Consider the following 24,806-nt stretch of genomic DNA (forward strand, 5'->3'; position numbering starts at 1 on the left):
GCACATAGCGAAATCTTTTTGTTTTGTTTTTTCTTTTTTCTAGTCAAAGCGAAATACAACAGATTTAGCGACATTATTAAAATAAACGAACCTCACAAATAAGACACAAGACCGCATTAATTATAGGCTTTGTTAGCTCAATTATTTTGTTTTTTCCACATAACATTTAGTTGCGATTCCATTTTCGTCTAATATCACCCATAAATATTTGATGTATTCCGGGTCAATGTTCCATTCATATTTTTCACGCACTAAATATTTTAATTTTTTCTCTGTTTCAATTTCAGGTTTTCCGAGCACTTCAATCACGCTGATTTTATCAAGTCCGATTAGAGTGTCGCTTTTTATTAAGTCTGAAACCATTTTTTCTCTATATTCCGTTATTTGCCAATCCACTCCATTTTTATTCCATTCGGCAGAGTCAAATTTAATTTCATTTTTACAGCCTATAAAGAAAACCATTATTGAAATCCAAATTACGATTTTTAATGTCGTGAAGATTTTCATAATTAGAGCTAACGGCTTCGGCTAAGCGTAGTTCGGGGGTAAGGAAACTATTTGTTTCCGTCTGAGCACGAAGCTAAAGCTTTTGGTTTAGTTTTATTTTTTCTTGTCCAAAGCTAAATCCCAAAGATTTAGCGACATTATAAATATACACAGACCTTTCGGTTTAGCCCAAAAGCCCGTATTACGTTTAGGCATTGTTACCAACTGTTTTTCTTGCATCCGAGTAAGTTTTATTATTTTATTCAATTCGATTAGGAAGTCCATCCGTAACGATTGCGTTTGAGTAAGGTCCATTAGCGCAACCAAAATCAGAAGTCCATCTTTTTTTAATTTCATTCGAGTTTGATTTTTTTTAAGTTATCCATAAAGGTGAAGTTCCCGCTAGGCATATTGTTACAATGTTTATAAGTGTAAATAACTTAAAAAGTTTCTTACTAGTTATTCCCAAAAATATTGTCACAATTAATAATATTCCACAAATTAATGCAGTTGGGATAGAAAAATAAATCCACAAAATTGCTTTTCCATAACTTGATTCTACATCATGAAAATTAAAGTACATAATTAGCAATATTGTTATGCTTGTGAATGTACTTATTGAATTAAAAACTTTCATTAGTTGTTGTTCCTAAATTTTTCAAATAGTTGGTAACAATTGTATATGCACACAATTGCACATATTTTACCTATAAAAGTAATCTAATTCCCACTCACATTAAAAAAGACCTATCAACAATTATTAACAGGCATTTGTGTGTTTAAACTAAGAAGTTTTGCTTACCACCATACCACAAAGAACTTCTCAAACGTGTTGTTTTTCTTCATCCAAACCATGGGTGCACTGTTGTTTTTTAGGCGTTCTGTAATAGCTATAATAATTTCTTTGTGTGAGCGCCATGCTACGTTGTCTGTAGGGTGCAAAACCCATTCGCTTTTGGTGGGGATATAGAATGTATGTGGTGTAAAGTCAGCCGTATGAAATGCTGCCAAGCGTAACCAATAGCCTATAATACAATTTTTGTTTAACGGTGCAATGGATAATGTGTAACTTGAATAAGGTTGAAATAACTGGGCTTTATAGCAAACTTGCTGCGTCATGTTTCCGGTATCAATTCCTTTTTCCAACAATGCGGAGCGCCCAATAAGCGTGTGAATCAATGAAAATTGGTTGTTTTTTATCTTTTCTAGCTTGGCATAAAAGGCATCGCGTCGGTTAGGACCTACGAGTTGGTGTATGGGTTCTTTAATATTGGTGTCGATCAGATAGAATTTATAGGTCAATTCTATGTGAATTAGCTGCTTTGTAGCGGTTTCCTGAACAATAAAATCTATTTCACCAATAGTTCGTTTTTCCTCTCGTATGGGCAAATTGTGCAGGAGAACATCATACGCATTACTTGCCTCTAATAACTGATTGCACACAAATTCCATTTGATGTCCCAAACGCAATTTTTCCGGTATTTCACTAACCACAAAACTGTCTACCGCCACCTCAGGAAACTGAAACTGAGAAACGCCAAATTGCACACCTTCCCAAAGCGGTGGAGTGCTTAAAAAGCCTTGTATCTGTTTGATGGTTGTTGCTTGTTGGTCGATGGTTTACCTTTTTAGTTGTTGGTGCTCGGTTGTCCGTTGTTTGTAAATAGTGTTGCTAAATACCGGTAACTGAGCGTAGCCGAAGTTACTTTTTAAAACGCTACGCGCAAAACGTTGCATGTTAAACGCTATACGCTATACGCTATACGCTTTGCGCCGGTCGCTTTTCGCTACGCGCTGTGCACATATAGCTTATCTGCATAATAATTGAATCTTGAGTTCTCGAAACAAATAGATTGTTTCCTCGCTAAAAAGCTCCTCGCAAATATAAATTCTTTTATGCCAAGCGCTAATCGCCGTAAGCTATTCGCTTTTCGTCAGCAACTATCCTAAAGAAAAAAGCGAACAGCGTATTGCGTTCGGTGACCAGCGAACAACGAACAACCATCAACCAACAACCAACAACGAACAACCAAATAAGTTAACATTTCCCAAAAGCCGTGGGCATCCAAGGTAAAAGTGTTAATTTTATAGTATGGCTATGAATGAAAGAAAAGGGTTTCGCTTTGAAACGTACGAAGCACCCGAACAATCGATTTTTGATAAGCTTTTTGATATTTTTCAGGAGCTGATCACACATACTTCTGGCGATTTTGACGAAGCCATAGACTGGTTACGTGAGCTGGACAAGGAATATGAACTGACTACCGAAGACTACACCATTGACGATTTTATTGAAGATCTAAAGGCGAAAGGGTATATACGCGAAGAGTTTAAGGATGGCGGTGGTGACGGTGAAGATGGGGAAGAAGGTTCTGGCGGCGGAGATATTTCCATAACCGCAAAAATGGAGCGTATTATTCGTCAGCGTGCATTGGACCAAATTTTTGGAAAGTTAAAACGTAGTGGTGCAGGTAACCATAAAACAGGTAAATCCGGACAAGGAGATGAGCACACGGGCGACCTGAGGGAATACCGTTACGGCGATGGTCTAGAAAACATATCTATGACCGAGAGTCTTAAAAATGCCCAAATTAATCATGGTGTAGGTAGTTTTCAATTGAGCGAAAATGATCTGGTAGTAGAAGATACCCAGCATAAAGCACAAATGAGCACCATTCTTATGATTGATATTAGCCATAGTATGATCCTGTATGGCGAAGACCGTATTACGCCCGCCAAAAAGGTGGCTATGGCATTGGCAGAATTGATTACCACCAGATACCCAAAAGACACATTGGATATTTTGGTTTTTGGTAATGATGCCTGGCCCATACCCATCAAAGATTTACCGTACTTAAAAGTAGGTCCGTATCACACTAATACCGTTGCCGGATTACAACTGGCCATGGATATGCTACGCAGAAAGCGTAATACCAATAAACAGATTTTTATGATCACCGATGGTAAGCCAAGTTGTTTGCGCATGCCAGACGGTACGTATTATAAAAACAGTGTGGGGCTAGATGATTTTATTGTGGAAAAATGCTACAACATGGCACGCCAAGCACGTAAGTTGCATATACCCATTACCACATTTATGATTGCCCAAGATCCATATCTCATGCAGTTTATTCGCCATTTTACGGAAGCCAACAAGGGCAAGGCATTTTTCACAGGATTAAAAGGGTTGGGTGAAATGATATTTGAAGATTACGAAGCAAACAGAAAAAAAAGATTGAAATAAGACCAAAGGAATACTATGAAATTAGATTATAAAAATATACATACGTTGGGGGCCTTAAAAGCTGCCGGATACCAAACCAAAAGTGTAAAAGATGAGTTGCGAGACAACCTTATTGATAAAATAAAAAAGGGAGAAGATGCCTTTACCGGTGTTTGGGGCTATGAAGATTCGGTTATTCCGGAATTGGAGCGTGCCATACTATCTAGACATAACATTAATTTATTGGGACTTCGTGGTCAGGCAAAAACACGTTTGGCGCATTTAATGATAAATCTGTTAGATGAATATATTCCCGTTGTAGCAGGTTCTGAAATCAATGACGACCCCATGAAACCCATGTCTAGATTTGCCATGGAACTGATCAAAGAAAAAGGGGACGATACCCCAATTTCATGGTTGCATAAAAGTGAGCGTTTTGCAGAAAAATTGGCAACGCCAGATGTTACGGTGGCAGATTTAATTGGTGATGTGGATCCTATAAAAGCGGCAAACCTAAAATTATCTTATGCAGATGATAGGGTAATTCACTTCGGGATGATTCCACGTGCCAATCGCTGCATATTCGTAATCAACGAGTTACCCGATCTACAAGCTCGTATTCAGGTATCTTTGTTCAATATTCTGGAAGAAGGTGATATCCAGATCAGGGGATTTAAATTGAGATTGCCTTTGGATATTCAGTTCGTATTCACGGCAAACCCGGAAGATTACACCAATAGAGGTAGTATTGTAACTCCACTAAAAGATAGAATTGGGTCGCAAATATTAACCCATTATCCTGATGATATTGAAATAGCCAGAAAAATTACGGAACAAGAAGCCAGGCTTGATGCCCGCCAAACCGATGCTGTTTATGTTCCGGATCTTGCAAAAGACCTTTTGGAGCAAGTGATTTTTGAAGCTCGGGACAGTGAGTATGTAGATGCCAAAAGTGGGGTGAGTGCCCGTACGAGTATTACGGCTTTTGAAAACTTATTGAGTACCGCAGAGCGCAGGTCTTTATTGAACGGTGGTGATCATACCATGGTACGTTTAAGTGATTTCTTAGGAATTGTACCTGCCATTACGGGGAAAATAGAATTGGTATATGAAGGAGAGCAGGAGGGAGCGGATGTTGTTGCTGGTATCCTGATAGATGATGCGGTAAAAACATTGTTTCCGAAGTATTTTCCAAAAATCAATAAGCTAGAACGAAAAGATGAAGAAACGGTTTATGATGAACTGTTGCACTGGTTTTTTCAAGGAGAAGGTTTTGAATTGATGGACGATTTTACCGATGAGGAATACAAACGTGCATTGGATAGTATTCCTGCATTAAATCAGCTGTTGAAAGATCATCAGCCAGATTTTGATGCAAAAGATGCCTATTTCTTAAAAGAGTTGTTATTATGGGGATTGGTTTCCTACAAAAAATTGAACAAACAACGCTTTACAGACGGGTATGAGTTTAAAGACCTGTACAGTAGTTTTTTAAAAGGAATTTAAAATTCCATATAAAATAGAAAAGCCCGTTCAAACTTGAACGGGCTTTCTCTTTTTCATAGCAATTTAAACTCATTGCAATTGATAAGCGGGCAATTTAAAAATAAAGGAACTGCCTTCATATGGTTTACTGAGTACCACAATAGTGGTGTCATGTAAGTCCATAATCTTTTTAACAATGGCAAGGCCTAAACCTAACCCTTGTTTTTTGGTGGTTTTATCTACCTGTTTATATCGATCAAATATAAATGGTTGGTCATTTATAGGTATGCCGTTACCGGTATCGGTAATATTGATTTCTATTTGTTTGCCCATTTTTACAAGGCTCAAAGTGACTTTTCCATGAGGCTCCGTGTACTTAATTGCATTCTCTATTAAATTCTGCAATGCCCTTTCTACCAAACCAATATCCGCATAGACCATATAATTCTCCTCTGGATTGTCCAATTCTAAATGCAATTGCTTCTGTTCTGCCAATAACCTGAACTTTGCAATAAGATCGTGTGAAAGTTCTGTGATAGAGAAAGGTTCTTTTATTGGGGTCACTTGTTCTGCTTCTAATTTAGAATACTCGAACAGTTGATTGATCAAGTCGGATAACTTATCAATGTTAGCATGGGTTATTTGTAAGTACTCGTCTTTTTGATCCTCTGTCAATGAATCTTTCTTGATCTGTAACGTCTCTATATATCCTTTTAAAACGGCAAGCGGAGTACGTAAGTCATGTGATACATTGGCAATCAACTCTCTTCGTAAATTATCTACGGATTTTATTTTCTCCATATTCTCTACTATGGAGTCTGCCATTTTATTAAAGGAAAGTGCTACCACTTCAATATCGGATTCTTCAGGATTTTCTATTCTAATATCTAGATCGCCTTCTTGAAATTTACGAACGGTTTGTGTAATCAACCTTAAATTTTTGGTCAAGAACCAAATACTTAGAACTCCAATTAAAGCCGAAAAAAGCATGGTCAGAAAAATGGCACCAATGCTCAGTTTTGTAAAATACGAGCCAAAAAGGTTGTCACTTATAAGGGCCAATTGCTTTCCGGCAACAATAATATAGATATAGCCTTCATGACCATCTATTGAAAATGGAGCTGCAGAAAAAATGTTTTGCTCATTGGGGTTCAAAGGATCGTCGCCCAAAATAAATTCTTGTCCTTTTGATGCAATGTATTTATTAATCGGTTCTAAGGAAACCGATTTCATTGGTTCGTTATCGTTATGTTCCAATACTACGGAATACAGAATGTCACCGGCATTGTTCAAAAGATATATTTCTATACCGCGATTAACGGCCATCATATCATGCATTAAATCACCAAAGAGCGCTTTGTTTACACTACCGTCTTCAAGAAAAGGGGCATCGTTCTGAAATTTTTCCTGGATGACATGTTCTGCAACGTTAGCATTAATGCGCTGGGTAATGGCTTCATTGTAGTTAAGCGTAAGATACCCTGTGATAAAAATATAAGAGGCACCCATTAAAACAATTAGGAAAATAAAAGCGATCCATAATTTTTTGACCAGTTTAGGGGTCAAGGTCTTTTCATTCTTCATAATGCCATTATCTCTTCATTAAACTTGTAACCAACGCCCCATGTTGTTAAAATATAGGTTGGGTTAGCCATATCAGATTCTATTTTGGCGCGTAATCTGTTGATATGGGAGTTTACCGTATGCTCGTATCCTTCAAAATTATAGCCCCAGATCATATTCAATAATTCTGTTCTGGTATAGTTTCTACCAGGATTAGAGGCCATTAAGACCAATAGCTCAAATTCCTTAGGCGAAAGTTCGATTTTATAATCATCCACAACGACCTTACGTTTGTCAATATCTATGGTTAAACCCTCCGCTGATATTATGGAAGTATCTTCTTGTTTTTTACCGGTGTCGTTAGTTCTCCTTAAAACAGCTTTTATCCGTGCCAATAATTCCCTTATGCTAAAAGGTTTGGTCATATAATCATCTGCGCCTATTTCCAAGCCCAGAACCCGATCAATTTCCTCTGACTTTGCGGTAAGCATGATTACAGGTGTATTTTTGGTAGCCCGTAGTCTTCTACAAACTTCAACACCATCTAAGCTTGGCAAGGTCAAATCTAAAAGTATGAGCTCATAATCATTTTGCAAAGCCAGCTGAAGTCCTTCATCGCCATCCATAGCCATGGTTGTTTCATAGCTGACATCAGACAAATGAAGTTCTAACAACTTAATGATTTCGGGGTCATCCTCTATAATTAGTATACGTTTCATATGGAGTAACGAATTAAGATAAAAAGTATCACAGAAAAATCACATTACGCAGAAAAGTACCGTATCTACTGTAATGGTTTGGGTGTTGAGTCGTGTAATCCAATAATAATTACAAAGAAGTTGAATAAATCCGATTAACCGAATCCATAAGGCGATGTGTGACAGCAAAAAAAAAGCCCCAATAAAAATTATCGAGGCTAATATATCTAGAATTTTATATTATTTCCAGTGATCTACATGCTGGTTCATATCATCGAACAAATAGGTACCCACAATTTCTTTTCTGTACACTACAGCCAAAAAGGTAACTAATAATAATACGGTGTATAGCAATAATATAACAAAGCCCAGGGGCAAAAACGTACTTGGAATAAGATGATTTTCAAAATCCGAATAACTGAATAATATGATAATGGTTTCTACCAATTTATAGAGATAGACCAAAGAAATAAGATACAACACGTATTCTAAAGTGCGCATTGGCGGGTCACTTAGTTCGTTTTCACTGATTTTAAACCATAGTACATACAGAAAGACCAAATGGATTATGGATAATAAAGGGAAAATGTAGTTGTCAATCTTAAAGAAATAAAACTTGTTGGTGTACAAGCCGTAAAAACTAAAAATGTTCAATAGAAACAATACGGCAACCGATACGATTAAAGTACGTTTCCAGGTCAATATTCCTTTAATAGAATTCATAAAACTAAGTTTAAATGGTCTTAGGGGAACCATAGTTTCGTTTCAAGAACGGGTATGTTTTTCGTTTATTTTAAACAATTCGATGAACGGTTAACTTTGTTGATTAAGTTACTGACCTTAAGCTAACCACCTCTTCATGATACTATATTTTATAAATAAAAGTAACATAAAACTGATTGCAAAAATAATCAAAGGCATTTGCATGCTAGTTTGTCCTACGACATCACTTATATTACTGTAGAAATAAAAATATAGTATTTGAATAGTCGTTGCAATAATGGATATTAAACCTAATTTAAAAGCCATAATTTTTCTAAGAAGAAGAAATAGTGATGCTGTAGTTCCGGCAAAAACATCAACACCAAATACGATCAGCAACCAAAAAGGACGGTTCTCATAGATATATCGTTCATCATCTGTCAACACGTTATAAATTTCATCTGTAACAAAACATTCGCTTAAAAAAGATAGAATTCCAGTGATGCTATAAAAAAGGGCAAAAACAGCAACTGCCCAGAAAATTCTTGGAGGATTTACTGTTGAATTGATCATAGAGGGAACCTAAGTGTTTGTTACTTAGACCAATTTAATAAAAACCCAATGATTAACAACAAGCAACTGTATAGTTCATGCTAAATTGTAATTACTTTTGTAGCTATGAAAAAACAGCAGTTTTGCTATTTGGTACGATTACAATATTTAGGTTTTCGATATAACGGTTGGCAAGAGCAACCAAAAATGCGGACTATTACGGGTATGTTAAACAAAACCTATGCTTTCTTATACCCAGATAAGCATTTTAAAATATTAGGTGCCGGTAGAACAGATGCAAAGGTTTCTTCATTAGACGGTGCTTTTGAATTGTTCGTGGATGATGAAATTAAAGACTTCAATGGTTTTGTTATTGATTTCAATAAAAACCTACCACCGGATATTAGATTACTTTCCATATCAGCCGTTGAACCAAATTTTAATATTATTAAGGATAGTAAAACAAAGGAATATTGTTATTTCTTTTCCTTTGGAACCAAAAATCACCCATTTAGTGCCCCGTTCATTACAAACTATATGCATGACCTTAATTTAGATGTAATGAAAGAAGGTTCCACATTATTCACTGGGACTCATGACTTCTCTGTATATACTGCAGAATTAAAGGCGAATGCCAAAACCATAAGAAAAATTGATTCTTGCCATATTGAACCTAACACTATGTTGACCGCTAATTTTTTTCCAGAGCAGAGTTATGTTTTAAGAATTAAGGGCAAGGGTTTTATGCGATATCAAATTAGAATGATCATGGGTGCATTGGTACAATTGGGCAAAGGGGAACTGTCACTTGATGATATTAGAGCTTCTTTGCTTTCAGATGCTAATATGGTCTTAAAAACTATTGCACCTGGTTCCGGTTTAATTCTTAATGAACTGACCTTTACGAATTAGTTGTTTGTTTAATATATTTATAAAAAATACTATATATGGCCACAAATAAGAAGCTCAACTTCCCAAAGCGAAAAAAGAAAAAATCGCGCCAGCAGAATAAGCTAGGGAAAGCTCCAGGAACTATAAGTTACATGGGAGATAAGGAGCGTGGAGATAGTGTTATTTATAGTACTACCTATAATGCCGATGGTTATGAGACCAAAGAGTTTACGGATTTAGAAGCATTTTTTGCGGAAAAAAGAACAGATCAAACTTCTTGGATCAATGTAGTTGGTATATCTGATGAGCCCTTTATTGAAAAATTAGGTAAGCATTTTAACCTAAACCCTTTGGTGTTAGAAGATATCGTAAATACCGAACAACGACCCAAAGTAGATGAATATGACGACTATATTTTTGGCATATTTAGAATGTTATATATCTCTGAGGAAGAAGAAATTGTAGGGGAACATATTGCCTTGGTCTTATTGGAGAATACCGTATTGGTATTTCAAGAGGTTAAAGCTGATGTGTTTAACGGGCTAAGAGAACGTATAACCGGTAAGTTAGGGCGCATTAGGACCAGAGGTGCAGATTACCTGTTTTTTGCACTTTTAGATGCTATTGTGGATAATTATTTTTTAGCCATTGAAAACCTGAACAACAGAATTGAAATTCTAGAGGAAGAAGTTTATTCTAATCCAGAACCGGTGGTGGCAAAGAATATTCAACTACTTAAAAAGGAAGTGCTTAAGATCAGAAGATGGATTTTTCCGGTAAAGGAGCTAATAAGCCGACTTATAGATTCTGAAAATCCGTTGATTACAAAGGATACGAAACTGTTCTTACGAGACGTATTGGACCATGCCATTGAAATAAACGAAAGTTTACAGATTTATAGAGAAATGTCTATGAGTTTAATGGAAATGTACATGAGTAATATGAGTAATAAAATGAACGAGGTAATGAAAGTATTGACCATTATGGCCTCGATATTTATACCATTGACTTTTATTGCCGGTATCTACGGAATGAACTTTGACCATATGCCAGAACTGCATTATAAGTATGGTTACTACGTTGTTTGGATCGTAATGATACTTCTATTTATAGGTATGATGTTCTATTTTAAAAAGAAGAAGTGGTTATAAACCTGCGTCTATTGCCTTTATAAAGTACTGAATTACCTATAGCATACGTATTCCATTAAAGAAATATGCTTATGGGTCATTGGTAGCTTAGCGTTTCATATATCTTGCCCTTGTTCAATGTATTGGACAAATAAGGTTTTGACATTTTTTTAAAGTGATCAAAATGTAGTAGTAACATTTAATATGTATATATGAAAACTAAGAATATTTATATGTCTTTAGCGGGAATCCTTTTAATGACAGGAACGCTAATGGCGCAAGAGAAGAATCAAGAAGTATTAGATACTAAAATATCTAAATCTTATACGGTGAACAACGGAAAAAAGTTGATTAAAAACACCGTAGAGATTACCACAAAACGATTGAACACTGTTGAAAGTGCTAAAGAAGATGAGGGCAAAATAGATCAGGATAGGGTAGTGGACAGTGTAGCCACAATTATTAAAACAGTTCAAATAGATAATGACGAAGACGATGCTTTCGATGAAAAAATAGTGTTTAGTTATGAAGCTAAAACTCCTGAAGATTTTGTTTTGGTTTCAAAGAACAATGAATTGGTGGTAGCCATGAATGAGGGTGACAATCTAAAAATCGTAGAGAACATCAATTTGAAAAGCAAAAAAATGATGAACGATAAAACCACTTATATTTTTACCAACGAACACGGTGAAAATTTAGAATTTTTGGTGGAAGAATATAGTAGACCCAATGAAACTGCTATGTTAGAAAAGTAATTCACTATAACAATGAATAGAAAAGAGCCGCATTTGCGGCTCTTTTTTTATATTAATCTTTATTGTTTAACTAATCAAAAAGGCTAGATGATAAATACCGATCACCACGATCACAAACGATAGATACAATAATACCTTCTTCTATTTCTTGAGCTAATCGTAAGGCAACGGTAGCTGCGCCACCACTACTCATCCCAGAAAAAATACCTTCTTCCCTGGCTAATTTTCTTGCCATTTCCTTGGCTTCTATCTCATTGACCTCCATAATACGATCTACCTTTTTAGCATCAAAGATCTTAGGTAAATATTCCGTAGGCCATTTTCTAATACCAGGTATGCTGGCGTTGTCACTTGGTTGTACTCCTACAATTTGTATATCCTTATTTTGTTCTTTTAAGTACGTAGAAGTTCCCATGATGGTACCCGTTGTACCCATGGCAGATACAAAGTGGGTGATTTTACCTTGGGTATCGTTCCAAATTTCAGGTCCCGTTGTTTTATAATGTGCTTTCCAGTTATCTGGATTGCCAAATTGGTTCATCATTTTATAACCTTCATTGGCTACTTTATTTTCAGCATAATCGCGAGCTCCTTCAATTCCTACATCAGAAGAAGTTAGGGTTACTTTTGCGCCATAAGCTCTCATGGTCTGCACACGTTCTTTCGTAGAATTCTCGGGCATTACCAATTCTATATCCAATCCGTATACTCCGGCAATCATAGCCAAGGCAATACCGGTGTTACCGCTAGTAGCTTCAATCAGCTTATCATTTGCTGTAAAATCACCATTATCGTAACCTGTTTTGATCATGTTATACGCGGCACGGTCCTTAACGCTTCCACCAGGGTTATGACCCTCCATCTTAAAATACACGGATACGTTAGGGTTGGTATTTAAAACCCTTGATTTTACCAAAGGCGTATTACCAATGAGCGATAATAAAGAATTAGACATGGGGTATTGTTTTTATTTTAATTTCTGGGGTGTGGAAAACAGTGGAATGTGCGGGTACAGACGCCGTTATCCATGCGTTACCACCAATAATACTGTTGGCACCTATTACGGTATCTCCGCCTAAAATAGTGGCATTGGCATATATGGTGACATTATTTTCTATTGTTGGATGCCGTTTGGTCTTCTGTAAATTTTTAGCCACAAAAAGACCGCCCAAGGTAACCCCTTGGTATATTTTAACATCGTTCTTAATTATTGCAGTTTCACCTATGACCACACCTGTGCCGTGATCTATATGGAACGACTTTCCTATTTGCGCACCAGGATTAATATCTACTCCGGTTTGTCTATGGGCATATTCCGTCATTAATCTTGGTACCAATGGAAATCCTGTTTTATACAATTCGTGTGCCAACCTATATACGGATATGGCATAAAAGCCAGGATATGCCATGTACACCTCTTCAATAGATAATGAGGCAGGATCACAATTAACGGTAGCCTCTGCGTCCAAATTTAGACTTTCTAACACTAAGGGTAATTTTTCAACATAGTTCTCCCAAACCTTTTTACAGGGTTTTTCACTTTCCCAGCAAGCTAGATCAACTAGTTCATCAAATTGTTTCTCCAATTCATCCAAGCTGTCCGCTACCGGTGTTTCAATATCGAACAGGGTATAAAAAAGTAAGTCGGTAAACTTTTCAGTATTTCTTTTTAATCGAAATCTTAAGTTTGGTTGCTTCTTGTGGGTATTAATCTTTTCGATAATAGATCGATGGTCCATGAGTTTGCATTAGTTCATCAAAATTAACCAAATAACTAAAAGTACTTCTCATCTAATGGTTAACTTTAGCTTAAAATCACAAGAGTTAGGTCGTATGTTAGAAACGAATATTACAAAAAGCACTTTACAATATTTAAATGCACTTAAAGAAAACAATAATAGAGAGTGGTTTACGGAACATAAATCCACCTTTCAAAAAGAACAAGAACAGGTAAAAAGCTTTTTTAATCATGTACTACAATTATTGAATGCCCACGATGAAATTGAAAAATTAAAAATATTTAGAATTTATAGGGATGTTCGTTTTTCCAAGAACAAGACTCCTTATAAAACGCATTTTTCTGCCTCATTTGCTAGAGCTGGTAAGCATAGGCGTGGTGGCTACTATGTGCAAGTTGCGCCGGGCAATAGTTTTATAGCCACCGGTTTTTGGGCACCAGAGAAGAATGACCTTTTACGCATAAGAAAGGAGTGGGAGTTAGATATTTCTGAATTGGTCGCCATTATCGAAGACAATTCGTTTAAAAACATATGGGGTCCATTGGTAGGTGATGAGCTTAAGACAGCACCTAAGGGATTTGATAAAGAAGACCCTAACATTGCATTTATTCGTAAAAAACAATTCATTTTTACCAAAAGCTTTACCGATGCAGAGGTACTGTCAGACGATTTTGCCAAGCAAATAGACCAAGCGTTTAAAACTATAAGACCTTATTTTGACCTTATGAGCAGTATATTGACCACCAATTTAAATGGGGAATCACTATTGGACGAGCTCTAACTTTTCAAAATATTGAATTTGATCCTGTATTCTTTTAATCACCATATTCATCATTCGCTTATTCAATGCAGATGAATTTTGAATATAAATTTCATATTCATCGACAGTAAATTGGCCAATGATCATACCTTTTAAAGAATTTCTAAACTTAATGTCTTTTTGAATGGCCTTGGTAACATAGTCCAAACGTTTTTCAAGTTTTAGCTCGTAAAACGTATTTTTCATTTTCTTGATATAATTCTGAAAAGAGGCTAGGAATAAATCATTCTGTAATTTTAATATGGGACGTAATGTAAGATTTTGAAATCGTTCATCATCACTCATATTTGGTACTATTCTGGCAGATGGAATTAAAGGTCGAATTGACTGCAATTTCTGTGTCCTGTCCATTATGTATAGATTTTACTTAAAGGTACGTATAAGATAAAATCCATATACAAGGGGTATAATAAGTTTTTAACCTCTTATGAACAATAACCACAGTATTAAATAAGTACCCCTAAAATTTTGTTTATCATAATTCTGTCAAGCAACAATTATTAATATGAAACTTATTAATTGCTCTCTATTTACAATTGATAAATCGTACCTCTAAAATGGGCTAAATTGTAGTTTTACTAAATTAACAACTAACTTTGCAGTGTAAATTTTGCTAAAAAATAGACTATGAGATTTCATACAAGAAAATTAGTTAAACCAGGCGATTTAAATTCTAACGGCACTTTATTTGGTGGTAGATTATTAGCTTGGATCGATGAAGAAGCAGCCCTTTACGCCATTATTCAATTGGAAAACGGTAAAGTGGTTACCAAGTATATGTCAGAAATCAATTTCATGAGCGCTGCCGTTAAAGGTGACGTTATTGAAATAGGTATAGAGGTGGTAAAGTTCGGTAAAACATCATTGACCTTAAACTGCGAGGTACGTAATAAGATGAATCATGAAACTATTGTTACCGTAGATAATATCATTATGGTCAACCTAGGTGAAAACGGAAAACCTACACCACATGGTAAGACCAAAATAGAGTTTGTAAAAGATCGCTTAGCGGCATTGGGTGAAGTTGATTAACTTTCACCCAATTCTTTTGCTATTCGCTGTACGTCATCAAGTACTCGCAATAGGTTTCCTCCCCATAATTTTTCTATTTCTTCTTGGGTATAGCCTCTATTTACAAGTTCTAGGGTTACGTTGAAGGTTTCAGAAGCATCGTTCCAGCCTTCAATTCCACCGCCGCCATCAAAGTCAGAGCTAATACCCACGTGGTCAATTCCTATTAATTTTACCATATAATCTATATGGTCTACGAAATCACTAACATTTACCGCTTCTGGTGCATCGCTTTTAGTTTCTGCAATTTCTTTGCCTATTTTTAAAACCTTAGGGTAGTTGTCCATGAATGCCGCCTTTTCAACATCGGATAAACTGGAAAACTTAGAACGCTCATACCAAGCTATATCCAAGGAATCTGCTACTTGCTGGTAAATTGATTTCATGAATGCTGCCCTTGCTTCATGCTTTTCCGTATTTAGATATGAACTAAAGGCAACCGTTTGTACTACACCACCATTTTCTTTCATCATAAGCAATTGCTCGTCATCCAAATTTCTGCTATGTCCACATAAGGCTCTTGCCGATGAATGTGAGGCTATTATAGGAGCTTTTGACAAGGAAATCATTTGCTTTATAGCTTCTTTTGATGGGTGAGATACATCTATCATTATACCTAACCTGTTCATTTCGGCAACTGCCTCTTTCCCCAAATCACTTAAACCATTATGCAACCATTCATCATCAGCTTCACCTGTATTGGAGTCAGAAAACTGACTATGACCATTATGCGCCAATGAAATATAACGTGCGCCTAAATCATGGTAAACCTTAAATTGGTCCATATCTAGTCCGATCGGGTATGCATTTTCAACACCGATCATGGCAACCTTTTTACCACTTTCTACAATTCTTTTTACATCTGCAGAATTTAATGCCAATTCAATTTGATCCGGTGCAATTTCTTCGCACAACTTATGGATAGCCTCAAATTTTGACATGGCATTTTCTTTGGCCTTGGCATAACCTTCATCTGTAAGTGTATCTTGACCTGTGTAAACAATAAGCCAAGTAACATCCAAACCGCCTTCTTCCATCTTGGGTAAATTGATTTGGGTATCTAGCCTCTGACTATAATTTACACTGTCTGTGAAGTTTTTGATGTTGATGTCATTATGGGTATCAATAGTAATGACTTCTTCATGAATTCGTTGGGCTTTTTCAAGCGTGGTTTCTTCTTTTTTCTCCTTTTTTTCTGCGCAGGATACTATCGATAAAACGCAAATTAAATAGATAAACTGTTTCATAGGGTTGGTTTATGACCTACAATTTAAGTGTATTCACAACAAATAACCAGCCTTAGAGAACATTTTATTGTCTGCATAATGGTTATAGCGCATTTTTAGGGAATTATAAGTTACAACCCAAACTAATTAAAGAAAACCTATTTATGGCAATTTCAAAAACTAAGGATTTACTTGGTCAATTGGTACAACTGGAAAAAACAGTAAGTGAATTTTCTTTTGAGGAGCTAAATGCCAATGAAGCTAAGGTGTTAAAAAACTCTTTTGACACGTTTAGATCTAGTTTAGAAAATCATATTTATTCTCCCAATACTACTTCCTCTATGGTTGAAGAAACCAAGGCTAGTGATATGAGAGAGCAAGAGAGCGCTCAAAACCAATTTATTGCTCATATAAGCCATGAGATCAGAACACCTTTAAACAGCATTATTGGGTTTGCAAATTTGCTGAACGAAGAAAATTTGACCAAAAGCCAACACAAAAAAGTAGATGCCATACAATTTGCCTCCAATACACTTTTAAAATTGATCAATGAGGTACTGGATTATTCTAAAATATCTTCAGGTAATACCAATTTCGAGTCTGTAGATTTCAATCTGCATAGCTTGTTGAATGATGTTATGTTCTTGTGCGAAACCTTAATTGTTGATCGTGATATAGAGTTATTGGTAGAAATTGACGAAAACGTACCTAAGATAATTAAAGGAGACCCTTCTAAACTATCTCAGGTGCTTCTTAACCTTTTAGGGAACTCGGTAAAATTTGTACATAAAGGCTTTATTAAGCTTGAAGTTTTTGCATCTAAGACTTTCAATGATGGTTGTGAACTTGAATTTTCCGTAGCAGATACCGGTATTGGTATTTCTCAGGAGAAAATAAAGACCATTTTCAATAGCTACACTCAAGCTGAAAATGACACCTCTAGTAAATATGGTGGTACGGGACTTGGTTTAACGATTACAAAAGAGATTATTGAAAAACTACAGGGCAATATTGAAATAGATAGTACTGTAGATAGCGGTACAACGGTAACTTTTAGGGTTCCTTATCCTTTAGGTAATAATATCCATACCAGCAAAAACACCAATAATGATAGCACATTAGAAGGTAAAAGGGTGTTGGCAGGAACCAAAATTATGGTTTTTGAAGACAACCAAATGAATCAGCGCTTAATTGTAGAGCAGCTGACCAAATGGGGCTGTAAGGTATATTCCAATCTAAGCTTGCCAAAATCATTGAAAACTTTAGAATCCAAAGATATAGACCTCATTTTAATGGATCTTAAAATGCCCGGACAGAACGGCTTTGAAGTGTCTAAAATCATTAGAGAGCATAGCAATACCAAGGTGAATACTATTCCTATAGTTGCATTTAGTGCAGATTTCACTGAGCAGGACAGTAAAGACTGTAAGGCAATTGGTATAAATGATTTTTTACTGAAACCGTACACATTAGAACAATTAATGAAGACCATAATAGACAATAAGAATATTAAACTTGAACAAGCAGAGTATTCTGCATTACTTCAAAAGCCAATGATAGAACCTAAAGAAACAACTGTTGTAGACCTTAACCATCTTTTAAAAGAGTGTTTTGGTGAGATAGATATGCTAAATGAACTGGTGAAGTTGTTCAAATTAAACGCCATAGAATTTATAGGTAACGTAAAAATTCATTTAAAAACCGAAAATTTAAAAGAGATAGCGTTATCCGCACATAAATTAAAGGCTGGTTTTGCCATGGTTAAAGCTGATGGTATGAGAAAGCTTATTGTAGACCTAGAGGCAAGCTGTAAAGGACATCAACCTGAAAAGGTAAAAGAGTTATATGAAATATTCTTAACCGATTATCCTTTGTTGGAGGAGAATTTGGATATGGATTTAAAAGCCCTAAACAAAAAATAATATGGGTAAACGTGTACTCTTGGCAGATGATGATCAACTGTTGGCCTCGCTTTTAAATTTTAGGCTAAAAAAAGGCGGTTATGCGGTTCATCATTCCGTCAATGGAAAAGAGGTGAAGGAATATCTGAAAAATGATATGCCCGATATTATCGTGAGCGATATTATGATGCCCTATTTTTCAGGTATTGAGCTTATAGATTATGTTAGAAACGACCTTAAATCAAATACGCCTATCATCATTATTTCATCAGCAGGCAATGAACAGAACGTTCTTACCGCTTTTGAATTAGGAGCAAATGATTTTATTACAAAACCAGTTAGTCCAACAGAATTATTAGTACGCATAGCTAGAGAGATAAATAAATAATTTTAAATAATAACATTTGTTAATTCCCCCAAGACAAATAAAAATTTCGCTGATTACAGCCCCAGAATTCAATTTAGAATATCTCTGGTGGCTCACCATATTGTTTTTGGTGTTATCGGTAATTTACTTTGTTGGGGTATTTCTAATCAGAAATAACATTACTGCCAATAACAAGCGTACCAAAGAAAAGAAGGTAGAATTTTCCCCTATGATCAATGAATTTTTATTCTATGATGATTCTAATTCTAAAGAGGAAAAAATGAACTATCTAAATTTAAAAGTACAGATAAGGGAATTGATCAAGAATAAATTCGATAGACATGTATTGACCGAAGTTTTACTTGATTTGCGCAAAGACCTATCTGGACAATCCCAAGATGTTTTAATCCATTTATACAAAGATTTAGGGCTGCATCATGATGCTTATGAAAAATTGGGCAGTAGCAAATGGCAAGTGGTTTCAAGCGGAATTTTGGAACTGACGACCATGGAGGTGGATGAAGCCTATGGCTTGATCATTAAATTCATTAACCATAGACAAAGTACTGTACGTAAACAGGCAGAAATTGCTGTGGTCAACCTAAAAGAAGAAGGTATTAAATACTTTCTTGACAATACAAAATATAAAATTGCAGAATGGCAACAGTTAAAATTGTTAGATGTACTTAGGCACAAACCAAATTACACACCACCACAATTTGGGCTTTGGTTAACCTCTACCAATACTCATGTAGTGTTGTTCTCTTTACGACTTATAAAATATTATAGTCAAAACGATGCTGAACAGTCAATCATAACACTGTTAAAACATAAAAAGAAAGAAATACAGGCAGAGGCAATAGAGTGCATTAAAGAGTTTCATTTTGTTAGCGCCTTACCCACATTAATTATGGTGTACCCTAAGGCAAGCCATGATATAAAAATTGCAATATTAGATGCCATAGGTGAATTGGGGTCGGCTTCAGAGGTGCCCTTTCTAGAAAAGTTAAAAGCTACAGAACGTCATTTCAATATTAAGGGCAAAGTTATCGGCACTTTGAACAAGATCAATCCTGAAAGTGTATTGCCTACAAAGAATATTTCTCAAGTAGATTTTTATGAGCCAGAGTTTGAGACAGTAGAAGAAGTGATTGAAGATAAAGTGATTGAACCACTAATAGAACCTTCCTCTCCCATAGAAACGGAAGAAGTTATTGAGAATACTGATTCAATTGAGGCTGAAATTGAAGGGGAAGAAGATTTACCGGTTATAGAAAATAAATTTATAGAAAATACAGCGGTAGAGGCATCTTCAGATATTTCTACAGAACCTACAGCGAGCGTTACCGAACAACCAATGTCAAAACCAGAAGTTGAGGGGCAAATAAGTGAATTGGATCTTTCTTTCTTACCTCATGTTATGGGTGAAGATCAAGCTAATGTAAGTGTTTTGAATGATGACGTAACTGAATTAGGTGATGAGGAGACAAAGGAAACGGTTTTAGAGATTGAAAACGAAGAATTTACGTTTAACTTTTTACCGTTGGTGATAGATGATGTTGTTGCACAGGAAGATGTTGCCTTTGAGGAGCCCGATGCTTTGGAACCTATGTTCGTTTTAGAAAACGAAGCGTTAAACCAAGTGGGTAAGGTCACTGAAACTTTAGACAGTGAAGAAGATTTCGATGAAGAAATGAGTATTGATTGGACATCCATCATAACAGAAAACGACAAAAACAACTTAGAAGACGCTTCAGTTGAACCTATATTAGAAATAAAGAACGGTACCGTTAATTTTTCGGCCAATTTTATGCCTGAGGAAGAATTGGAGACCATGGTGATTTTGGAAAACATTTCGGAACTCGGAGATTGCCGTGAACTAGGTTTATTGTATGATATCATTGAGGAAAATACTTCTGAATTGGTTATTGAAAGAGCTAATGAGCTTATTGAAAAATTCTCCTATCAATCCCCACGACCAAATGATCTGTTAAGCGAGGACAGTAATTTGGCTATGAGCGTGTTTACCGATATTTATCACCAAGCAGATCATGAAACCAAACTTATGTTGATTCATGAAATTAAAATTGTGGGCGATGAAAAAGAATTCCGATTACTGAAGAGTATTATTGATTCTACGTCTAACGATTTGTCCAAAGAGGCAAATGATGCATTGAATGCGATTAAAATCCGCTTAGCATTGTCCAAAGAAGAGCAGTTAGAAGGCGTAAAAAACTCCATTTTCGATGTTAATTTTGAATTGGAAATAACAGAGAAAGCAAAAAACAACGTAGCACAAAAAGAAAGCGGTTCTACCTTATTTGACCAATTATGTTCCATGTCCAACTCTTTATATAATAAGAAAAATGGATAGTGAATTATTCGGTGTTGTTTTGGAATACATCAATTTTGTATTCTTTGTATTCACGTTAATACTCTTTATTCTATTTTCCTTAATGGCGTATTTCTCAACAAGAAATTCATTGCATTATAGAAATAAGAACAGCTTCACCGATATTTCAAAAATTATGGCATCTCCTTTGGCGCCAACAATTACCATTATAGCTCCTGCTTATAATGAGGGTCTTACCATTGTAGAGAATATACGATCCTTGTTATCATTACAATATGTAAACTATGATGTAATGGTTGTTAATGATGGTAGTAAAGATGATACTTTACAGAAATTAATAGATTCTTACGACCTTGAAAAGATCGATGTAGAAATGGATCCCGACTGGAAATCAAAACCGGTTCGTGGAATATATAAATCTAAGAATAGGGCTTTTGAAAAGCTGACCGTTGTTGATAAAATGAACGGAGGCAAGTCTGATGCCCTTAATACCGGTGTAGCACTTTCTACGAGCAAATATGTAGGTTGTATAGATGTTGATTGCCTTTTACAGCCAGATGCTTTATTGCATGTGGTTAAATCATTCTTTCAACGTTCCAAGAAAAGGGTCATAGCTGTTGGTGGTGTTATACGTGTGGCTAATTCATGTATTATTCAAGGCGGACAGTTAGAGGAAATAAGATTACCCAGTAATTGGCTGGCAAGATTCCAATTATTGGAATATACACGATCTTTTATTCTGGGAAGAATGGCTTGGGGTAGAATTGATAGTTTGCTTATTATTTCTGGTGCATTTGGTTTTTTTGAACGTGAAATTGCTTTGGCTGTTGGCGGTTATGATACGGATACCGTTGGTGAGGATATGGAAATCGTCTTTAAAATGCGCCGTTACATGCATGATAGAAGGGAACCGTATACAATAGAGTATATTCCCGATCCTCTGTGCTGGACAGAAGTTCCAGAAGATCTCAACATTCTTGTAAACCAAAGAGATCGTTGGGCCAGGGGCAATTTAGAAACGTTGTTCAAGCATAAGGATATGTTGTTCAATTCAAAGTATGGTAGATTGGGATTGTTAAGCTATCCGTACTGGTTTTTTTATGAGTGGCTTTCTCCATTATTGGAGTTTTTTGGTTTTTTCACCATTATCCTTTTTGCCTATTTGGGTATTTTAAATTGGGAATTCTTTTTCATGATTACGTTGGCCATTTTTCTGTTTTCGATCATGATTTCCTTTTACGCCATTCTTTGGGATGTGTATTCCTATAACCAATATAGAAAAACAAAAGATATTCTTATTCTCATGGGGCTGGCCATTTTAGAACCTTTCATTTTTCACCCAATTGTGGTATATGCTGCGGTTAGGGGCAATTATAAAAAACTATTTAAGATTAAATCTGGCTGGGGGTCCCAAGTTAGAAAAGGTTTTGCAAAAGCAACATAATAGCAATGAACACAAGTAAAATAGATAGATATACCTTAAAGCAGTATACGCGGCTTATGATATCCTTTTTTGGATGTCTGCTGGTATTAACGCTTTTTCAATATGGTATGCTATACTATAAAGGTGTTATAGATGCTATTATTTCCATTAGTTTTCTTAAAGCTGTTGTACATCAAATTGGCTTTACCGCTTTAATGGGTATTGTTATGGTTTTTCCTTTTAATTTTTGGGAAAATCTACGCTCCAGATATGGGTTTAACCTGGTATTCGTTCTTTTGGGCTTAGTGCTGATATTTGAGGCAGTTCTTATTGCATACTATTGTTCTACTTTGGTGCCTTTAGGGTCAGATTTACTAGGATATAGCTATGCAGATGTAAAGATAACCCTTGCCAATTCTGGCGGATTCATGATTTCGGTTTACCTACTTTTTGCCGTTGCTTTTTTAATTGGTCTTTTTTGGGTTTTATATAAGGTTACTTCTAAATTTTATCATAGGATCAGTAGAATGTACCCTTTTACCATTGTGTTGTTTAGCCTGTTCATGGCTTCTTTGTTTACAGATGGAAAGCCCATTAACCAGAACAAAGTTCAATATTTAGCGGTTAACATATACAATACCAGTACAGAAGATAATTCATATACCTCTAAAGAAGAATACCCATTGGTTCAAGGTCCGATCATTGAAAATGTTCTTGGTGATTACTTTGAATTAAAAGAAGAGAAACCAAATATCGTATTTATTATGGTAGAAGGTCTGGGTAGGGATTTCGTTGGTGAAGGTGCCGAGTTTGGCGGATTTACCCCATTTTTAGATTCATTGACCACCAAATCCTTGTACTGGGAAAATTTCTTGAGCAATACCGGGAGAACTTTTGGGGTTTTACCTTCTTTATTGGGTTCGTTGCCTTTTGGTAAAAGCGGATTTATGGAGCTAGAAGAATATCCTAATAAACTTACGATGTTCAGTGTTCTAAAAAATAATGGCTACCATACTTCTTTTTATCAAGGTACTAATAGTTCCTTTGATAAGGTTGACCGATTTCTAAATAGTGAGAATGTTGATTTTATACTGGATAAATCGGGATTTGGAATTCAATACCAGCAACAGGCTGAAGATGCCGCTGGTTCATCATGGGGATATCCGGACAAGGAATTGTTCAAAAAAAGTATCAGTTTAGAAAGAAACGAAGATCAACCAAGACTAGAAGTGTATATGACCATTAGTACACATGAGCCATTTATACCGCCCAACCAAGATTTTTTTGAAACCAAAGTGAATCAGATTTTAAAGAATGGTGATTTTGGTTCCAGGGAGACAAAAATCATTGAAAAAAACAATAATGTTTTTGCCACACTGTTATATACAGACGATGCTATACAATGGTTTATGGAATCCTATAAATCTCAGCCAAATTATGAGAATACCATTTTTGTGATTACCGGTGATCATAGGCTTATACCTATTCCGCAGAGAAACAGTATCAGTCGTTTTCATGTGCCATTGATCATGTATAGCCCAATGCTAAAAAAAACACGTAAAATGAGTTCTATCTCATCACATTTTGATGTCACTCCGTCTATTCTAGCGTTGTTGGATAATGCATACGAAATGAAAATGCCTAAGAAAGTAGCATGGATGGGTGATGCGCTAGACATGGAAACAGCATTTAGATCCACTAAGAACATACCTTTAATGCGTAACAAAAATGAATTGAAAGAGTATATAAGTAAAGAAAAATTATATACCAACGGTGATATTATGGAGCTGGATGAAAATATGGATATCAGTTCTACCTTTGGCGGTAGTGGGGTTGAAAAATCATTGGAGCGCTTTAAGTCCGTGAACCATTATGTCACTACAGAAAATAAGATCATACCAGATAGTTTGACCATATTTTCTGTTCAAACGGAAAAATTTACACCGGCAGAAATTACGTGGATCAACAGTATTTATGATGGAAGCAATTTTGACCGTTCCTTTTTTAAGGCACGGGATTTAGCTTTTAACAAAAAGTGGGATGATGCACTTTTATTATGCCGTTACATTCTGTCTGAATCTCCCAGCCATATAGACACTAAGATTTTATCGGGACGGTTACACATTTGGAAAGGTAATTATGAGGAGTCGGTAAAGATTTTAAAGGAATGTATTGCCATGAACCCCAATTATATAGATTCCTACGCCGCACTTTTTGATGTGTATTTCTGGTATGACAAACATGCGGAAGGTTTGGCCTTGGTAGATATTGTTCAAGAAAACAGTGCTAGTGCCAATGAAATTTCCAATAAAATAGCAAGGGCTAAAACAAGCGCAAGAAAGGCTGGAATTAAAAATCATGAAACTTCAAAAGATACTACCAATAGCACTTTGGCATCTATAGAATAATGAATAAGAGTTG

At 35.8% G+C, this 24,806-nt stretch carries 23 protein-coding genes; 12 read left to right on the plus strand and 11 right to left on the minus strand.

Going from position 1 to position 24,806, the window contains the following annotated elements; translation table 11 throughout:
- Positions 1 to 141: 141 nt before the first annotated feature.
- From I600_RS00990 to I600_RS01000, 3 genes are all read right to left on the minus strand, one after another.
- Positions 142 to 507 carry a hypothetical protein gene (locus I600_RS00990; protein WP_157490823.1) on the minus strand — a complete coding sequence of 122 codons (366 nt, stop codon included), beginning with the start codon at positions 505 to 507 and terminating at the stop codon, positions 142 to 144.
- Positions 508 to 600: 93 nt separating this feature from the next.
- On the minus strand, positions 601 to 843 hold the full coding sequence (locus tag I600_RS00995; protein ID WP_058102655.1) for a hypothetical protein: 243 nt from the start codon (positions 841 to 843) through the stop codon (positions 601 to 603).
- 441 nt (positions 844 to 1,284) lie between these two features.
- Positions 1,285 to 2,034 (minus strand): DUF1853 family protein, encoded by a 750-nt coding sequence (locus I600_RS01000; protein WP_058102656.1) that lies wholly within the window; start codon positions 2,032 to 2,034, stop codon positions 1,285 to 1,287.
- Positions 2,035 to 2,578: 544 nt separating this feature from the next.
- Between I600_RS01000 and I600_RS01005 the strand changes: the two genes are divergently transcribed.
- Positions 2,579 to 3,730: a vWA domain-containing protein gene (locus I600_RS01005; protein ID WP_058102657.1), complete on the plus strand. Its 1,152-nt coding sequence runs from the start codon at positions 2,579 to 2,581 to the stop codon at positions 3,728 to 3,730.
- A 15-nt stretch (positions 3,731 to 3,745) separates the two neighbouring features.
- Positions 3,746 to 5,215, plus strand: coding sequence for a MoxR family ATPase (locus I600_RS01010; protein WP_058102658.1), 1,470 nt, complete (start codon positions 3,746 to 3,748; stop codon positions 5,213 to 5,215).
- A 69-nt stretch (positions 5,216 to 5,284) separates the two neighbouring features.
- On the opposite strand, the gene I600_RS01015 is transcribed toward I600_RS01010, so the two are convergent.
- The 4 genes from I600_RS01015 to I600_RS01030 form a co-directional block, all read right to left on the minus strand.
- Positions 5,285 to 6,778 (minus strand): sensor histidine kinase, encoded by a 1,494-nt coding sequence (locus I600_RS01015; RefSeq protein WP_058102659.1) that lies wholly within the window; start codon positions 6,776 to 6,778, stop codon positions 5,285 to 5,287.
- A complete protein-coding gene (locus I600_RS01020) occupies positions 6,775 to 7,476 on the minus strand; it encodes a response regulator transcription factor (protein WP_058102660.1) in 702 nt (233 codons plus the stop codon). Before I600_RS01020 ends, I600_RS01015 begins: the two co-directional genes overlap by 4 nt.
- A gap of 219 nt (positions 7,477 to 7,695) precedes the next feature.
- Positions 7,696 to 8,178 carry a hypothetical protein gene (locus I600_RS01025; RefSeq protein WP_058102661.1) on the minus strand — a complete coding sequence of 161 codons (483 nt, stop codon included), beginning with the start codon at positions 8,176 to 8,178 and terminating at the stop codon, positions 7,696 to 7,698.
- A gap of 117 nt (positions 8,179 to 8,295) precedes the next feature.
- Positions 8,296 to 8,730: a hypothetical protein gene (locus I600_RS01030; protein ID WP_058102662.1), complete on the minus strand. Its 435-nt coding sequence runs from the start codon at positions 8,728 to 8,730 to the stop codon at positions 8,296 to 8,298.
- A gap of 105 nt (positions 8,731 to 8,835) precedes the next feature.
- Here I600_RS01030 and I600_RS01035 point away from each other — a divergent pair, with 105 nt between their 5' ends.
- From I600_RS01035 to I600_RS01045, 3 genes are all read left to right on the plus strand, one after another.
- Positions 8,836 to 9,621, plus strand: a complete 786-nt coding sequence (locus I600_RS01035) for a tRNA pseudouridine synthase A (protein ID WP_058102663.1) — start codon at positions 8,836 to 8,838, stop codon at positions 9,619 to 9,621.
- A gap of 35 nt (positions 9,622 to 9,656) precedes the next feature.
- Entirely contained in the window at positions 9,657 to 10,751 is a 1,095-nt protein-coding gene (corA, locus tag I600_RS01040) for a magnesium/cobalt transporter CorA (RefSeq protein ID WP_058102664.1), read from the plus strand.
- 191 nt (positions 10,752 to 10,942) lie between these two features.
- Positions 10,943 to 11,485 carry a hypothetical protein gene (locus I600_RS01045; protein WP_157490824.1) on the plus strand — a complete coding sequence of 181 codons (543 nt, stop codon included), beginning with the start codon at positions 10,943 to 10,945 and terminating at the stop codon, positions 11,483 to 11,485.
- A gap of 70 nt (positions 11,486 to 11,555) precedes the next feature.
- On the opposite strand, the gene cysM is transcribed toward I600_RS01045, so the two are convergent.
- Together cysM and epsC are read right to left on the minus strand one after the other, a co-directional pair.
- The gene (gene cysM / locus I600_RS01050; protein ID WP_058102666.1) at positions 11,556 to 12,440 is read right to left on the minus strand and encodes a cysteine synthase CysM; all 885 of its coding nucleotides are present in this window, start codon (positions 12,438 to 12,440) and stop codon (positions 11,556 to 11,558) included.
- On the minus strand, positions 12,433 to 13,224 hold the full coding sequence (gene epsC / locus I600_RS01055; RefSeq protein ID WP_058102667.1) for a serine O-acetyltransferase EpsC: 792 nt from the start codon (positions 13,222 to 13,224) through the stop codon (positions 12,433 to 12,435). Before epsC ends, cysM begins: the two co-directional genes overlap by 8 nt.
- Positions 13,225 to 13,279: 55 nt before the next feature.
- Here epsC and I600_RS01060 point away from each other — a divergent pair, with 55 nt between their 5' ends.
- A complete protein-coding gene (locus tag I600_RS01060; protein WP_394364950.1) occupies positions 13,280 to 14,005 on the plus strand; it encodes a DUF2461 domain-containing protein in 726 nt (241 codons plus the stop codon).
- Here the strand turns inward: I600_RS01060 and I600_RS01065 are convergent.
- Positions 13,988 to 14,395 (minus strand): hypothetical protein, encoded by a 408-nt coding sequence (locus I600_RS01065; RefSeq protein ID WP_058102668.1) that lies wholly within the window; start codon positions 14,393 to 14,395, stop codon positions 13,988 to 13,990. The two genes, I600_RS01060 and I600_RS01065, sit on opposite strands and share 18 nt — an antisense overlap.
- Positions 14,396 to 14,671: 276 nt before the next feature.
- Here I600_RS01065 and I600_RS01070 point away from each other — a divergent pair, with 276 nt between their 5' ends.
- Positions 14,672 to 15,076: an acyl-CoA thioesterase gene (locus I600_RS01070; RefSeq protein ID WP_058102669.1), complete on the plus strand. Its 405-nt coding sequence runs from the start codon at positions 14,672 to 14,674 to the stop codon at positions 15,074 to 15,076.
- Here I600_RS01070 and I600_RS01075 read toward each other — a convergent pair.
- Positions 15,073 to 16,362 (minus strand): dipeptidase, encoded by a 1,290-nt coding sequence (locus I600_RS01075; protein WP_058102670.1) that lies wholly within the window; start codon positions 16,360 to 16,362, stop codon positions 15,073 to 15,075. The genes I600_RS01070 and I600_RS01075 overlap by 4 nt on opposite strands.
- A 143-nt stretch (positions 16,363 to 16,505) precedes the next feature.
- Between I600_RS01075 and I600_RS01080 the strand changes: the two genes are divergently transcribed.
- The 5 genes from I600_RS01080 to I600_RS01100 are packed head-to-tail and all read left to right on the plus strand — an operon-like array spanning position 16,506 to position 24,793.
- Positions 16,506 to 18,263, plus strand: a complete 1,758-nt coding sequence (locus tag I600_RS01080) for a sensor histidine kinase (protein ID WP_058102671.1) — start codon at positions 16,506 to 16,508, stop codon at positions 18,261 to 18,263.
- 1 nt (position 18,264) lies between these two features.
- Positions 18,265 to 18,630, plus strand: coding sequence for a response regulator transcription factor (locus I600_RS01085; RefSeq protein WP_058102672.1), 366 nt, complete (start codon positions 18,265 to 18,267; stop codon positions 18,628 to 18,630).
- Between the two features lie 16 nt (positions 18,631 to 18,646).
- On the plus strand, positions 18,647 to 20,983 hold the full coding sequence (locus I600_RS01090; protein ID WP_058102673.1) for a HEAT repeat domain-containing protein: 2,337 nt from the start codon (positions 18,647 to 18,649) through the stop codon (positions 20,981 to 20,983).
- Positions 20,976 to 22,406: a glycosyltransferase family 2 protein gene (locus I600_RS01095; RefSeq protein ID WP_058102674.1), complete on the plus strand. Its 1,431-nt coding sequence runs from the start codon at positions 20,976 to 20,978 to the stop codon at positions 22,404 to 22,406. The genes I600_RS01090 and I600_RS01095 overlap by 8 nt, the downstream gene beginning before the upstream one ends.
- Before the next feature lie 5 nt (positions 22,407 to 22,411).
- Positions 22,412 to 24,793 carry an LTA synthase family protein gene (locus I600_RS01100; RefSeq protein ID WP_058102675.1) on the plus strand — a complete coding sequence of 794 codons (2,382 nt, stop codon included), beginning with the start codon at positions 22,412 to 22,414 and terminating at the stop codon, positions 24,791 to 24,793.
- Positions 24,794 to 24,806: the final 13 nt, after the last annotated feature.

This window comes from Maribacter dokdonensis DSW-8 (genome assembly GCF_001447995.1).
Classification (GTDB): Bacteria; Bacteroidota; Bacteroidia; order Flavobacteriales; family Flavobacteriaceae; genus Maribacter; species Maribacter dokdonensis.

What these genes read in the sequence shown, in the direction of transcription:
- I600_RS00990 (WP_157490823.1), bottom strand. Translation starts at nt 507, where the DNA reads ATGAAAATCTTCACGACATTAAAAATCGTAATTTGGATTTCAATAATG.
- I600_RS00995 (WP_058102655.1), bottom strand. Translation starts at nt 843, where the DNA reads ATGAAATTAAAAAAAGATGGACTTCTGATTTTGGTTGCGCTAATGGAC.
- I600_RS01005 (WP_058102657.1), top strand. Translation starts at nt 2,579, where the DNA reads ATGGCTATGAATGAAAGAAAAGGGTTTCGCTTTGAAACGTACGAAGCA.
- I600_RS01010 (WP_058102658.1), top strand. Translation starts at nt 3,746, where the DNA reads ATGAAATTAGATTATAAAAATATACATACGTTGGGGGCCTTAAAAGCT.
- I600_RS01015 (WP_058102659.1), bottom strand. Translation starts at nt 6,778, where the DNA reads ATGAAGAATGAAAAGACCTTGACCCCTAAACTGGTCAAAAAATTATGG.
- I600_RS01020 (WP_058102660.1), bottom strand. Translation starts at nt 7,476, where the DNA reads ATGAAACGTATACTAATTATAGAGGATGACCCCGAAATCATTAAGTTG.
- I600_RS01025 (WP_058102661.1), bottom strand. Translation starts at nt 8,178, where the DNA reads ATGAATTCTATTAAAGGAATATTGACCTGGAAACGTACTTTAATCGTA.
- I600_RS01030 (WP_058102662.1), bottom strand. Translation starts at nt 8,730, where the DNA reads ATGATCAATTCAACAGTAAATCCTCCAAGAATTTTCTGGGCAGTTGCT.
- I600_RS01035 (WP_058102663.1), top strand. Translation starts at nt 8,836, where the DNA reads ATGAAAAAACAGCAGTTTTGCTATTTGGTACGATTACAATATTTAGGT.
- corA (WP_058102664.1), top strand. Translation starts at nt 9,657, where the DNA reads ATGGCCACAAATAAGAAGCTCAACTTCCCAAAGCGAAAAAAGAAAAAA.
- I600_RS01045 (WP_157490824.1), top strand. Translation starts at nt 10,943, where the DNA reads ATGAAAACTAAGAATATTTATATGTCTTTAGCGGGAATCCTTTTAATG.
- cysM (WP_058102666.1), bottom strand. Translation starts at nt 12,440, where the DNA reads ATGTCTAATTCTTTATTATCGCTCATTGGTAATACGCCTTTGGTAAAA.
- epsC (WP_058102667.1), bottom strand. Translation starts at nt 13,224, where the DNA reads ATGGACCATCGATCTATTATCGAAAAGATTAATACCCACAAGAAGCAA.
- I600_RS01060 (WP_394364950.1), top strand. Translation starts at nt 13,280, where the DNA reads ATGGTTAACTTTAGCTTAAAATCACAAGAGTTAGGTCGTATGTTAGAA.
- I600_RS01065 (WP_058102668.1), bottom strand. Translation starts at nt 14,395, where the DNA reads ATGGACAGGACACAGAAATTGCAGTCAATTCGACCTTTAATTCCATCT.
- I600_RS01070 (WP_058102669.1), top strand. Translation starts at nt 14,672, where the DNA reads ATGAGATTTCATACAAGAAAATTAGTTAAACCAGGCGATTTAAATTCT.
- I600_RS01075 (WP_058102670.1), bottom strand. Translation starts at nt 16,362, where the DNA reads ATGAAACAGTTTATCTATTTAATTTGCGTTTTATCGATAGTATCCTGC.
- I600_RS01080 (WP_058102671.1), top strand. Translation starts at nt 16,506, where the DNA reads ATGGCAATTTCAAAAACTAAGGATTTACTTGGTCAATTGGTACAACTG.
- I600_RS01085 (WP_058102672.1), top strand. Translation starts at nt 18,265, where the DNA reads ATGGGTAAACGTGTACTCTTGGCAGATGATGATCAACTGTTGGCCTCG.
- I600_RS01095 (WP_058102674.1), top strand. Translation starts at nt 20,976, where the DNA reads ATGGATAGTGAATTATTCGGTGTTGTTTTGGAATACATCAATTTTGTA.
- I600_RS01100 (WP_058102675.1), top strand. Translation starts at nt 22,412, where the DNA reads ATGAACACAAGTAAAATAGATAGATATACCTTAAAGCAGTATACGCGG.